This is a genomic window from Streptomyces sp. NPDC103540 (assembly GCF_055584445.1).
In genome coordinates this window covers 118,253-130,689 of record NZ_JBVJMA010000014.1, presented here as the reverse complement: position 1 = coordinate 130,689, position 12,437 = coordinate 118,253, and the positions used below count along the sequence as shown (strand labels likewise).

The 12,437-nt window shown below is 75.7% G+C and carries 12 protein-coding genes; 6 read left to right on the top strand and 6 right to left on the bottom strand.

Annotation, left to right across the window (positions count from 1 at the left end):
* Positions 1 to 103: 103 nt before the first annotated feature.
* From ACZ6ZI_RS30020 to ACZ6ZI_RS30005, 4 genes are all read left to right on the top strand, one after another.
* Complete coding sequence (locus tag ACZ6ZI_RS30020; RefSeq protein WP_469525976.1) at positions 104 to 919, top strand: serine hydrolase domain-containing protein; 816 nt, start codon at positions 104 to 106, stop codon at positions 917 to 919.
* A 25-nt stretch (positions 920 to 944) separates the two neighbouring features.
* Entirely contained in the window at positions 945 to 1,460 is a 516-nt protein-coding gene (locus ACZ6ZI_RS30015; RefSeq protein WP_469525974.1) for a protein-tyrosine phosphatase family protein, read from the top strand.
* A gap of 126 nt (positions 1,461 to 1,586) precedes the next feature.
* Positions 1,587 to 2,798, top strand: a complete 1,212-nt coding sequence (locus ACZ6ZI_RS30010; RefSeq protein ID WP_469525971.1) for a hypothetical protein — start codon at positions 1,587 to 1,589, stop codon at positions 2,796 to 2,798.
* Complete coding sequence (locus ACZ6ZI_RS30005) at positions 2,795 to 3,037, top strand: hypothetical protein (RefSeq protein WP_363059622.1); 243 nt, start codon at positions 2,795 to 2,797, stop codon at positions 3,035 to 3,037. Before ACZ6ZI_RS30010 ends, ACZ6ZI_RS30005 begins: the two co-directional genes overlap by 4 nt.
* A 21-nt stretch (positions 3,038 to 3,058) precedes the next feature.
* Here ACZ6ZI_RS30005 and ACZ6ZI_RS30000 read toward each other — a convergent pair whose 3' ends face one another.
* Complete coding sequence (locus ACZ6ZI_RS30000; protein WP_469525968.1) at positions 3,059 to 4,465, bottom strand: GntT/GntP/DsdX family permease; 1,407 nt, start codon at positions 4,463 to 4,465, stop codon at positions 3,059 to 3,061.
* A 14-nt stretch (positions 4,466 to 4,479) separates the two neighbouring features.
* Entirely contained in the window at positions 4,480 to 5,016 is a 537-nt protein-coding gene (locus ACZ6ZI_RS29995; protein WP_469526163.1) for a gluconokinase, read from the bottom strand.
* A gap of 173 nt (positions 5,017 to 5,189) precedes the next feature.
* Between ACZ6ZI_RS29995 and ACZ6ZI_RS29990 the strand changes: the two genes are divergently transcribed.
* Together ACZ6ZI_RS29990 and ACZ6ZI_RS29985 are read left to right on the top strand one after the other, a co-directional pair.
* Entirely contained in the window at positions 5,190 to 5,900 is a 711-nt protein-coding gene (locus ACZ6ZI_RS29990) for a FadR/GntR family transcriptional regulator (protein ID WP_469525965.1), read from the top strand.
* Between the two features lie 109 nt (positions 5,901 to 6,009).
* Positions 6,010 to 8,082: an ATP-binding protein gene (locus ACZ6ZI_RS29985; RefSeq protein WP_469525962.1), complete on the top strand. Its 2,073-nt coding sequence runs from the start codon at positions 6,010 to 6,012 to the stop codon at positions 8,080 to 8,082.
* 210 nt (positions 8,083 to 8,292) lie between these two features.
* Here ACZ6ZI_RS29985 and ACZ6ZI_RS29980 read toward each other — a convergent pair whose 3' ends face one another.
* The 4 genes from ACZ6ZI_RS29980 to ACZ6ZI_RS29965 form a co-directional block, all read right to left on the bottom strand.
* Positions 8,293 to 8,940: a hypothetical protein gene (locus ACZ6ZI_RS29980; protein ID WP_469525961.1), complete on the bottom strand. Its 648-nt coding sequence runs from the start codon at positions 8,938 to 8,940 to the stop codon at positions 8,293 to 8,295.
* A gap of 13 nt (positions 8,941 to 8,953) precedes the next feature.
* Positions 8,954 to 10,021: a DNA polymerase III subunit beta family protein gene (locus ACZ6ZI_RS29975; RefSeq protein ID WP_469525958.1), complete on the bottom strand. Its 1,068-nt coding sequence runs from the start codon at positions 10,019 to 10,021 to the stop codon at positions 8,954 to 8,956.
* Between the two features lie 63 nt (positions 10,022 to 10,084).
* Positions 10,085 to 10,477, bottom strand: a complete 393-nt coding sequence (locus ACZ6ZI_RS29970) for a VOC family protein (protein ID WP_469525955.1) — start codon at positions 10,475 to 10,477, stop codon at positions 10,085 to 10,087.
* Positions 10,478 to 10,528: 51 nt separating this feature from the next.
* A complete protein-coding gene (locus ACZ6ZI_RS29965) occupies positions 10,529 to 12,430 on the bottom strand; it encodes an ABC transporter ATP-binding protein (protein ID WP_469525954.1) in 1,902 nt (633 codons plus the stop codon).
* Positions 12,431 to 12,437: the final 7 nt, after the last annotated feature.

The following is a 12,437-nucleotide window of genomic DNA, read 5'->3' as shown; positions in this document are numbered from 1 at the left end:
CCGGCGCCGCCCGCCCCCGGCATTCGGGTGGCGGGCGGCGACTTCGGGCCGGCCCGGCGCGACACGCCCGTCGCGCCGGCCGGGTCGACGTAGCGTGACGTCCATGACGTCCACGACGCCGCACAGCGATCGGGCCGACCGGATCGAGGCCCTCGTACGGGCCGCCGACCCGTACGCCGTCTGGGCGGAGGGCGGCGCCGACCCCGCCCGCGACGCCCCGCCCTCCTCCCCGCCGGGCGCCCCCGACCCCGACCGCGACACCCCGCTGGACGTCGGCGGGCTGCTGCCGGTCCTCGCCCTGTGGCCCGTCCTCGGCAGCCTGGTCACCCAGGGCGAACTGACCCTGCACACGCCGATCGCCGCCTACGGGCCGCGCCTGGCCGCCGGACTGCCCGCCGGAACCACCACCCACCACCTGCTCACCCACGCCGACGGCCCCCCGGCCCTGGCCGCCCTCACCCGCCTCGCCGAGCACCTCGGCGGCGGCCCGCCGACCGCCCTCGCCGCCACCCGGATCTGGGGACCGCTCGGCATGACCGGCACCCGCTTCGACGGGCGGACCCTGCACGCGCCCCCGGCCGACCTCGCCCGCTTCCTGCGCCACCTGCTGTCCACCGCCGACCACCCCATCGCGCGCCGGTGGACCGCCGAGTCCCTGCGCATCCGCACCGGCGAACTCACCCCCGCCCGGGGCCTGCTGTGGCACCCCGCCCCCGGCGGGGTCTGGACCCACCACGCCCCGACCCGCACGGGCCCGGCGCTGTGGGTCTCGCCCCGACACGGCCGCTGGGCGGCCCTCCTGCCGGGCGCCGCCCCCACCGGGCCCGCCGGCTGCGTCGACCCCGCCGCCGATGCCCGCGCGCGCCCCCTGCGCAACGCCTTCAGGGACGCGGTCTTCCAATCAACCCCGCCCGTGTGAAGCCCTGTTGTACGCTCCCGACACGATGGCGAAGACTTCCTGGAAGAACCCCGACGCACCCTGCCCCACCACCCCCTGGAACGAGGTCGCGCCCGGCCTGTGGATGGGCGGACACGTCTGGAGCGACCCGTCCGGCGAGATCCGGCCGGCCGTCGTCGCCGACGAGTTCGACCTCGTGATCAGCCTCCTCGACCGACCCGGCCACGGACCCGACCCCGGCGTCGAACACCTCCTGGGGGAGATGCCCGACGCACCGCTGACCGTCGCCCAGCTCGAAACCGTCGTCCACCTCGCCCACAGCGCCTCGCGGGCCCTCGACGCGGGCCGCCGCACCCTCGTGCGCTGCTTCTACGGATACAACCGCTCGGGCCTCGTCGTCGCCCAGTGCCTCGTCGGACGGGGTGCCTCGCCCGCCGACGCCATCGAGACCGTCCGGCGCGAACGCTCGCCCTGGGCCCTGCACAACTCCGTCTTCACCGGCTACCTCACCACCGGCCTGGACACCGCCGCGCTCCTCACGGACCTCGATCCACTCCCGTAGCGCAGTCGGAGCGCGCGCCCCACGGGAGCGACGTACGGTGATCCCGTCGTCGCCGAACGCGGGTGTCCGGCCCCGTCGGGGCCCGCCGGCGGCGCCCCGCCGTCCGCCGCACCACGCGAGGATCCCATGTCCGACGCCGTGACCGCCCTGGCCACCGACCCGGGCGTCGACACGCTCGACGCCCTGTGCCGGGAACTGGCCGACGCCGCCGACGCCGTCGGCGAGGCCTCCCGGTACGCCTCCGCCCTCGCGCTCGGGGCCCGCCTGCCCGCCGCGGCGCTGACCGGAGGGCGCGGCGGCCACCGTCGGGCCTGGCGCACCCTGCTGCGCACCCTCACCGACCCGGCCGGTCTCGGCTGGGCCCCGCGCGGCCGGGGCGTCGCCCGCGCCGGCCGGCTCGTCGGGGTGCTGGCCCGCCGCGAGAGCCTCGCGGTGAGCACCGCGGTCTGCGGGCTGCGGGCCAGGATCCGCCTCGCCGCCCTGGAACGCCCCGAACCGCTCGACGACCCGGCCGCCGCCGCCGTGCTGGCGGCGGTCGCCGAAGGGCGCCAGGCACAGGCGGCCCGGGCCTTCAGGGCCCTGCTGCGCGAGCGGGGCGCCGGGGAGGCCTTCGCCCTGCTGGCCCCGTCCTTCGCGGACATCCTGGCCTGGCACGCGCTGACCGACGAGAACCCCTTCAACGACCACGCGGGCTGGCAGGTCGCCACCGGCCGGGCCGTGCCCGCCGAGCCGCTCCTCGGGCTCGGGGCCGCCGTACGCTCCCTGTTCGACCGGGGTTCCGGCCCCGGACCGGGCTCCGGACGCGGGTCCGGAGCGGCCGGAGCGGCCGGGCCGCTCCCGGCGGCGGGGCTCGCCGCCGCGCTCGACACCACCGGCACCCTGGCGGGCGCCCTGCGCAACACCGCCCTCCTCGCCGGAGCCGACAGCCTGCTGGTCCAGCGGGTGAGGCGGCCCGGCGCGGGACCGCTGCACCTCGTACAGCTCGGCGACCGCGACGCCCCGTACGCCGCCGAGGTGGCGCGGGCCCTGCGGCCGGAGGTCCCCTCGGGGGCGGCGGTGGCCCTGGTCGGGCACCGGATGGGCGCCGTCACCGCGATGGACCTGGCCCGGGACCGGGAGTTCACCACGGTCTACGCCGTCACGCACCTGGTCACCACCGGCTCCCCGGCGGACGACCGCGTCCCCGTCGACCCCCGGACCAAGGCCGTCCGCGCGTCCGGGCCGGACGCAGCGGCGCTGGAGGGAACGGTGACGGGCACCCGTCTGTTGTCCCTGTCGCCGCCCGCTCCCCCCGACCCGCCCGTCCCGCCCGCCGCGTCCTTTCGGAGGAGCCCGTGAGCCCCTGTCACCGGCTGTGCCCGCCCGGCCCGTCCGACGGGCTGCGCGCCCATTCCGCCGCCCTGCGCTCCCACGCGGGCCGGCTGCGGGCCGGCCTCGCCGCCCTGGACTGGCGGGGCCCGCAGGCCGACGCCTTCCGGGCCGAGGTCACCGCCCTCGCCGACCGCTGCGCCACCGCCGCCGACGGCTTCGCGCTCGCGGCGGCGCAGCTGGACGGGCCCGAGCCCCGGCGCCGCTGACCGGCGTGTCCGGCCCGTCCGTCACAGGACGAGCGACAACAGCATCACGAACCCGAGACCCGTCACGGAGATGATGGTCTCCATCACCGACCAGGTCTTCACGGTCTGGCCGACGCTCATTCCGAAGTACTCCTTCACCAGCCAGAACCCGGCGTCGTTGACGTGGCTGAAGAAGAGCGAGCCCGCGCCGATCGCCAGCACCAGCAGCGCGGTCTGCGCGGTCGGCAGGTCCGTCGCGAGGGGGGCCACCAGGCCGGCGGCCGAGATGGTGGCGACCGTCGCGGAGCCGGTGGCCAGGCGGATGGCCACCGCGATCAGCCAGGCCAGCAGCAGGGTGGGCACCGACCAGTCCTGGGCCAGATCCATGATCATGCGGCCCACGCCCACGTCGATGAGGGTCTGCTTGAAGCCGCCGCCCGCGCCCACGATCAGCAGGATGCCCGCGATCGGCGCGAGGGACTTCTCCACGGTGGACGACAGCCGCTCCCGGGTGAATCCGGCGGCCCGGCCGAGGGTGAACATGCCCACGAGGACGGCCGCGAGGAGCGCGATCAGGGGCGACCCGATGACGTCGGTCACCTTCTGGACGCCGTCGGTCGGGTCGTCGACAACGATGTCGACCAGTGCCTTGACCAGCATCAGCGCCACCGGCAGCAGGACGGTGAACACCGTCGCGCCGAACCGGGGCCGCCGTCCGGGCTCCACCTCGAGGCGCCGCGGGACCATGTCCCGCGGCACCGGGACGTCCACCCAGCGGGCGGCGTAGCGGGAGAACAACGGCCCGGCGATGATCACGGTGGGGATCGCGACGAGCACCCCGAGGGCGAGGGTGACGCCCAGGTTCGCGTCGAGCGCGTCGATGGCGACGAGCGGGCCGGGGTGCGGCGGGATCAGCCCGTGCATCACCGAGAGGCCGGCGAGCGCGGGGATGCCGATCCGCATGAGCGAGTAGTTCCCGCGCTTGGCCACCATCAGCACCACCGGGATCAGCAGCACGATGCCGACCTCGAAGAAGAGCGGCAGCCCGATCACCGAGGCGATGAGCACCATCGCCCAGGGCATGGCGCGGCCCTTGGCCCGGGCCAGGATGGTGTCGACGATCTCGTCGGCGCCGCCGGAGTCCGCGAGGAGCCGGCCCAGGATCGCGCCGAGGGCGATGAGCACGCCGACGCCCGCCACCGTGGAGCCGAGCCCGGCGGTGAAGCTCGCGATCGTCTTGCCGAGCGGGGCGCCCGCGAGGGACCCGAGGGCCAGCGAGCCCACCGTCAGGGCCAGGAAGGCGTGCATCTTGAGGCGGGTGATGAGCAGGACGATGACGGCGATGCCCGCCAGGACGGCGAAGCCCAGTCGGCCGTCGCCGGCCGAGGTGATGGGGGCGGGGGCGGCTGCCGCCAGCTGCTGGACTGTCTCGACGCTGAGACCGGTCACGGTGGTGCTTCCTTTCACGGACGGGGGGTTCGGGGCCCGGTCTCCGGGCTGGGCGCGGGTGCGCTCGGCGTCCGCGGGGCGCGCAGGGCCGCGAGGGCCCGGGCGGTGATCTCCCGGGGGGTGCCGCCGACGTCGACCGCGACGCCGCGTTCGTCCGCGCCGAGGGGTTCGAGCGTGGCGAACTGGGAGTCGAGCAGGGAGGTGGGCATGAAGTGGCCCGTACGGGCCGCCATCCGCTCCTCGATCAGCTCCCGGTCCCCGGTGAGGTGGACGAACACCGCCTCGGGGGCCGTACGGCGCAGCCGGTCGCGGTAGGCGCGCTTGAGGCAGGAGGCGGCGACCACGCCGCCGCCCTGCCCGGACCGGTCGAGGATCCACGCGGCGATGGCGTCGAGCCACGGCCGCCGGTCGGCGTCGTCCAGCGGGGTGCCGGCCGACATCTTGGCCACGTTGGCCGGCGGATGGAAGGCGTCGCCCTCCGCGTAGGGGAGACCGAGCGCCTCCGCGAGCAGCCGGCCCACGGTCGTCTTGCCCGTGCCGGCCACACCCATCACCACGATGACGCGCTGGGAGCTCACGTCGTACCTCGCTGTCCTCGTCGACACCGCCCGGGAGAAAGCCCCGGGGGAGCACCACTGAAGCCTATTAAGTACTACTTATTCAAGGGGTAGACGGTAAAACATCACACCTTTTGGCCGTCAGTGCGTCACCGTACGCTTACGCCATGACCACCGAAGGCAGTCCGGGCCAAGGACTCCACTCCCAGGTGCTGGACACCCTCGGCCTCGCGATCACCGCCGGCGAGCACCCCCCGGGCAGCGTCCTGCGCACCGACGAGATCGCCGAGCGCTTCGACGCCTCGCGCACCGTCGTCCGCGAGGTCGTCCGCGTCCTCGAGTCGATGCAGCTCGTGGAATCGCGCCGGCGCGTGGGCGTCACCGTCCGCCCCGCCGACGAGTGGAACGTCTACGACCCCCGCGTCATCCGCTGGCGGCTCGCCGGCGCCGACCGCCCCCGCCAACTGCGCTCCCTGACCGTCCTGCGGTCCGCGGTCGAACCCGTCGCCGCCGGCCTCGCCGCCGGCCGCGCCACCCCCGAACAGTGCGCCCGCCTCACCGAGGCGGCCCTCGGCATGGTCCGCACCTCGCGCGGCCACCAACTGGAGGGCTACCTCCACCACGACATCGACTTCCACCGCACCGTGCTGAACGCCTCCGGCAACGAGATGTTCGCCCGACTGGGCGATGTCGTCGCCGAGGTGCTCACCGGCCGCACCGAGCACGCCGTCATGTTCCACGACCCCGACCCCGCCGCCGTCACCCTCCACGTCCGGGTCGCCGAAGCCGTCCGCGAGGGCGACGCCGCCCGCGCCGAGGCCCTGACCCGGCAGATCGCGCTCGGCGCCCTGGAGGAACTCGACGTCCTCGCCCCGTAGCCCGTGCCCGCCGGGCGGGGGCACCGGCACCGACTCCCCGCCGCCTCGCCCGTCCGGCCCGGGGTGACGCGGTGCCCGGCACCCGCGCCCGTACGCCACACTGGGGCCCGTGCTGGGACATGCCGGGCAGACCCCGGGCGCGGGAACCTCCTTCGTGGGGCGCGAAGACGAACTGGCCGCCCTGCGGACGGCCCTGTACGAGCGACGACTGATCACCCTGACCGGCCCCGGCGGAGTCGGCAAGACCCGCCTCGCCCGGCAGGCCCTGACGGCCGCCGCCGGCCCCACCGGCCCCTTCCCCGAGGGCGTCCACTGGGCCGACCTCTCCCCCCTGCCCGACGGGGCGCTGCTGCTCGACACCGTCGCCGACGCCCTCGACCTCGCCGACCACACCTCCCGCAGCCTCGCCGAAGCCGTCCGCGACTGGATCGGCGACCGCAGGGTGCTCCTCGTGCTCGACTGCTGCGAACACCTCATCGACGCCGTACGGGACCTGGTCGGCGCGCTCCTGGACCGCGCCCCGCGCCTGGTGCTCCTCCTGACCAGCCGCGAGCCGCTCGGCCTCGCCGCCGAACACGTCCTGGACCTGGGCCCGCTGCCGTACGCCCCGCACGCCTACGAGGCCCTCGCGCTGTTCACCGCCCGCGCCCGGGCCGTACGCCCCGCCATGGGGCCGCCGTGGACCCCCGCCCACCTCGCCGCGGCCCGCGCGATCTGCGCACGACTCGAAGGGGTCCCCCTCGCCCTGGAACTGGCCGCCGCCCAGTTGACGGACCACACCGTCGAGGAACTCGCCGACCGCCTCACCCGGCGCATCGGCGCGCTCCCCGGCCCGCCCGACGCGCGACCGCCCCGCCACCGGGCCCTGCGCACCGCCATCGGCTGGAGCCACGAATGGTGCACCCCGCGCGAACGGCTCCTGTGGCTGCGGCTCTCCGTCTTCGGAGGCGCCTTCGACGAGCGTGCCGCACGCGCCGTGTGCTCCGCGCCGCCCCTGGCCCCGGACGAGGTACCGGCCCTGCTGGAGGCGCTCGTCGCCAAGTCGGTCGTCCGCCGCACCGGGCCCCCGGGCACCCACCGGATGCTCGACACCATCCGGGAGTACGGCGCCCTGTGGCGCGGCGAGGCCGGGGAGACCGAAGCCCTGCGCGACCGGCACGCGGCGTACTTCCTCGACCTGGTCCGCGCGGCCGAACGGGACTGGCTCGGTCCCCGCCAGCGCGAGGTCTACCGGCGGATCGCCGCCGGCCACGGCGACATCTGCGCCGCCCTCGACCACCACCTGGCCACCGACCCCGCCCGGGCCGTCGAACTCGCGGGCCGCGTCGGCTTCTTCTGGGCCTGCTGCGGCCACCTGCACACCGCGCGCGCCTACCTGGAACGGGCCCTGGCCGCCGCCGACCCCCGGGAGGTGGACGCCGCCGGCCGACTGCGCGCCCTGTGGGCCCTCGGCGTGGCCCTGGTGCTCCAGAGCCGCAAGGGCGAGGCCCACCGGATCGCCGTCGGCTGCGAAGCCCTGGTCCGGGCGCGCAGCGACCTCGGACTCGACGCCGTCCTCGACGCCGCGTACCTGCTCGGCCTCAGCCACCTCGTGGCCGGCCGCCCCCTCGCCGCCCGGTCCATGGCCGACCACGTCCTCGAAACCCACCCCGCCGACCCCTTCGACTCCGCCCCGCGGATGCGCTGCCACCTGCTGCGGGTCTTCGCCCTGACCGGGATGGGCCTCTTCGGCGACGCCCGCGCCGAGGCCGAGGAACTGCGCGCCGGCTGCGTGAGCCGCGAGGAGTACTGGATCCGCTCCTACATCGACTACCAACTGGCGCTGATCAGCCTCTTCGAGGGACGTCCCGCGGAGTCCGCCGGACACGCCCGGGCCATGCTGGAGAGCAAGAGGGAACTGCGCGAGACCTTCGGCACCGCCCTCGCCTTCGACGTCCTCGCCAGTGCCCGGGCCGCCGCCGGCGACGGGACGGGCGCCGCGCACGCCTTCGGCGCCGGCCACGCCTACTGGGGGGCGGTCGGCCACGCCCTGCGCGGCACCCCGGAACTGGGCCCCGTACGCGAGGAGTTCGAACGCACGGCCCGCCGCGCCCTGGGCGAGCGGGCGTACGAGGCCGCCTTCCAGGAGGGAGTCCGCCACGGCCACGCCCAACGCGCCGAGGCCGCCCCCACGCCCACCTGACGCCCGCCCGCGCCCCGCCGGCCCCGGGGCGCGCCCTAGGGTCTGTCGTCACACTCCTGTCTGCCCCGCGACGCCTGGCACGCGCTCTCGCCGTACCGGGCGAAAGACCGAGTACGACCGGTACGCGGGCTTCCGCCCGGCACGCCGAGAGCACGCACCAGACGCCGCGGGGCCGCCCTCCGGGCAACGACAGGAGTGTGACGACAGGCCCTAGCCCCGCGCCCCGATGATCGCGGAGAGTTCCGCCTGCTCCCGCTCGGGCAGGCGACGTTCGGCGTGCAGCATCCGCAGGGTGAGGGTGAGCCGCGCGGCGTCCTCGGACCGGCCGGTGTCGCCCAGGTACGGGGGTAGCACCAGGGCCAACGAGGCGAGGTCGCCCCGGGAGCGCAGCCGTTCGAGGAAGGGGCCCAGAGGGTCGGCGCCGGGCGGGTCCGCGGGGCCGCCGCGGGTCCCGCGCAGGCCCTCGGCGACGCGCAGCCGCATCCACTCGGCGTAGGGGCCCGGGGGAAGGTCGTCGAGGCGGGCGGCGGCGGCCTCGAAGTGGGCGCGCGCCTCGCGGGTGGCGCCGAGTTGCGCCTGTGCCCGGCCCAGGGTGGCGTGGAGGGAGGGGTAGAAGGCGCGGACGCGTTCGTCCCCGACGCGGTCGGCGCGTTCGAGGCAGACCCGGTTCCAGTGCAGGGTGTCCTCGGGGGTGCTCTGGTGCCGGGCCAGGTAGTGGGCGGCGACGCAGGCCTCGTAGTCGTCGCCGGCCGCGTCCCAGGCCCGGCGGAAGAGGGCCAGGGCCTCGACGGCGCGGCCCTCGGCCTCGGCGGCCATGCCCTCGGCGCAGAGCCGTACGACGGTGTTGTGCGGATCCATGGCGGGGTGTCCTTCAGGCGCGGGGGAGGGCGACGGGCATGACCAGCGTGGTGAAGCTGCCCTGGTCGGCGGAGCGGACCAGGGTGGGGCGGGGGGCGGACGGGATCTCCAGCAACACGTCCGGACCCACGCCGCTCTCCACCGCCGGGGCGAACACGGCCGGGTCGAAGCCGACGCGCAGCGGCCCCTCCTCCCCGCACAACGCGGGCAGGGCGACGTCCGCCACCCGCAGGACGTCGGGGCCGAGCTCCAGGGTCACGGCGGGGACGTCGCCCGCGGCCGCGAGGGCGCCCAGCAGGGCGGTCCGGTCCACGACCACCCGGTGGGTGGGGGCGGGGAGCGCGGCGAGGGCGTCGAGCATCCTGCGGTAGGCGGGGTAGGTCCCCCCGGCCACCGCCACCTCGCGCCGCTCGCCGCGGGCCCGCGCGACGAGCGGGGACGCGCCCGGCCCGACCGTCAGCGTGACCTCGGCGGCGCGGACCGCCCAGGCGCCGAGCCGGACGAGGAGGTCCGCCTCGATCAGCACCCGCCCGGGCGGGCCGGTCAGGGTGCTCGGGCGCAGGACACGCAGCGAGAGGCGGTGGCGGTCGGTGGCCACGAAGCGGACCTCGTCCTCCTCGAACTCCACCAGCACGCGGCCCAGGACGGGGTGCTCCGGGTCCGTGCCCACCGCGGGCGCCACCTGCCGCACGGCGCCGGCGAGCTCCGCCCCGCCCAGGGTGAACTCCGTACGGTCCGGGCCGCCCGGCAGGGCGTCCAGGACGGCGCGGATCGCCGTGTCGGCGGCCCGCCCGGACTCCCGGACGGCCCGGCGGTGGCGCTCCAGCACCTCCCGCGCGCCCGCGGCCGGTCCGTCCAGCACCGTGACCACGTCGGGCAGGGCCAGTCCCGCCTCGCGCAGGTCCCGCAGCAGGGCCGCGCGGGGCTGCTGCGCGGCACTGTAGTAGCGGTATCCGGTGACGCCGTCGACCCGGGCGGGGGGCAGTACGCGGCAGTCGTCGTAGAAGCGCAGGGCGCTCGGCGCGAGTCCGACCAGCCGGCCGAACGCGCTGATGCTCATGAGTCCAGGGGTGCCGTCCATGGACCGGATTCTCGACTCTCATCCCACTCGAAGGTCAAACGCGCGCGGGCCCGGCCTCCCGGTTCAGGCGCCGGCGGCGCCCGCGGTGGTCGCGCGCGGGGTGGTCTGCTGGACCGCCCAACCGTTGCCGTCCGGGTCGGAGAAGTAGACGAAGGAGCCCCAGGGCATGTCCTGGATCTCGGTCACCTCGACGCCCCGGCCGCGCAGGTCGGCGTAGGCCTCCTCGATGTCGGCGACGACGACCTGCATGTTGTCCAGGGAGCCCGGCGTCATGCGGGTCAGGCCCTTGCCGAGGGCGATCGAACAGGCCGATCCGGGCGGTGTCAGCTGGACGAAGCGGATCTCGTCGCTGACGGTCACGTCGTGATCGGCGTGGAAGCCGATCCGCTCGTAGAAGGCCTTGGCCCGGTCGACATCGGTGACGGGGACGGCGACCAGTTCCAGCTTGATGTCCATCACGCACTCCTGGATCGGTGGCGGGCCCCGGATCCGGGGCCCGCCGGGCCATCATGCCCCCGAGGCCGTCACCGCGCCGCCGCCGGCGCGCCCGGCGTCCGCGAACTGGGTCCGGTACAGCTCCTCGTACCGGCCGCCCGCCGCCAACAGCTCGTCGTGCGTCCCGCGTTCCACGATCCGTCCCTCCTCCACCACCAGGATCAGGTCGGCCGCCCGGACCGTCGACAGGCGGTGCGCGATCACCACGGCCGTCCGCCCGGCCAGGGCCTCGGCCAGGGCCTCCTGCACCGCCGCCTCCGACGTGGAGTCCAGGTGCGCGGTGGCCTCGTCGAGGATCACCACGCGCTGGCGGGCCAGCAGCAGCCGCGCGATGGTCAGCCGCTGGCGCTCGCCCCCGGAGAGCCGGTAGCCGCGTTCGCCGACCACTGTGTCCAGGCCGTCCGGCAGCGAGGCGACCAGCCCCTCCAGGCGGGCCCGGCGCAGGGCGTCCCAGATCTCCTCCTCGCCGGCGCCGGGGCGGGCCAGCAGCAGGTTCGCCCGGACCGACTCGTGGAAGAGGTGCCCGTCCTGGGTCACCATGCCGAGGGTCTCGCGCACCGAGTCGGCCGTGAGGTCCCGTACGTCCACCCCGCCGATGCGCACCGCGCCCTCGTCGGCGTCGTAGAGCCGGGGCAGGAGCTGGGCGATGGTCGACTTGCCGGCCCCGGAGGATCCGACGAGGGCGATCATGCGGCCGGCCTCGGCGCGGAAGGACACGTCGTGGAGGACCCGCTCGCCGCCCCGGGTGTCGAGGCCGGCGACCTCCTCCAGGGAGGCGAGGGAGACCTTGTCGGGGGAGGGGTAGCCGAAGGAGACGCCGTCGAACTCCACCGCCACCGGGCCGTCCGGCACCCGGCGGGCGTCCGGCTTCTCGGAGATCAGCGGCTCCAGGTCCAGGACCTCGAAGACCCGCTCGAAGCTGACCATGGCGCTCATCACCTCGACGCGGGCGCCGGCGAGGGCGGTCAGCGGCGCGTACAGCCGGGTCAGGAGCAGGGCCAGCGCCACCACGGAGCCCGCCTCCAGGGTCCCGCGCACCGCGTAGTGGCCGCCGAGTCCGTAGACCAGCGCCAGGGCCAGGGCCGAGACCAGGGTGAGGGCGGTGATGAAGGCCGACTGGGCCATCGCCGTACGGATGCCGATGTCGCGGACGCGGGCGGCGCGGGCCGCGAACTCGGCGGACTCGTCGGCGGGCCGGCCGAACAGCTTGACGAGGGTGGCACCGGGCGCGGAGAACCGTTCGGTCATCTGCGTGCCCATCGCGGCGTTCAACGTCGACGCCTCGCGCTGCATCGCCGCCATCCGGCTCCCCATCCGGCGCGCCGGCAGGACGAACACCGGGAGCAGGATCAGGGCCAGGACGGTGATCTGCCAGGAGATGGTCAGCATCACGCCCAGGGTCAGCAGCAGGGTGACGGTGTTGGCGACCACCCCGGAGAGGGTGTTGCTGAAGGCCCGCTGCGCGCCGATGACGTCGTTGTTGAGGCGGCTGACCAGGGCCCCGGTCCGGGTCCGGGTGAAGAAGGCGACCGGCATCCGTTGCACGTGGTCGAAGACGGCCGTGCGCAGGTCGAGGATGAGTCCCTCGCCGAGGGTGGCGGACAGCTTGCGCGTCAGCAGTCCGAGGGCCGCCTCGGCCACCGCGATCACCGCGATCAGCAGGGCGAGGCGGGTGACGAGACCGCTGTCCGTACCCTCGACGATGGCGTCGACGATCCGGCTGGCCAGCAGCGGGGTGGCCACCGCGAGCAGCGCCCCGACCACGCTCAGCAGCAGGAAGAGGAGCAGCCCGCGCCGGTGCGGGCGGGCGAAGGCGGCGACGCGGCGCAGGCTCGCGCGGGAGAGCGGCCGGCGGCCCTGCTGGGCGGTGAGGGTGCTGTGCAGCGAGGTCCAGGCGGTGACTTCCATGTCCATGCCCCCA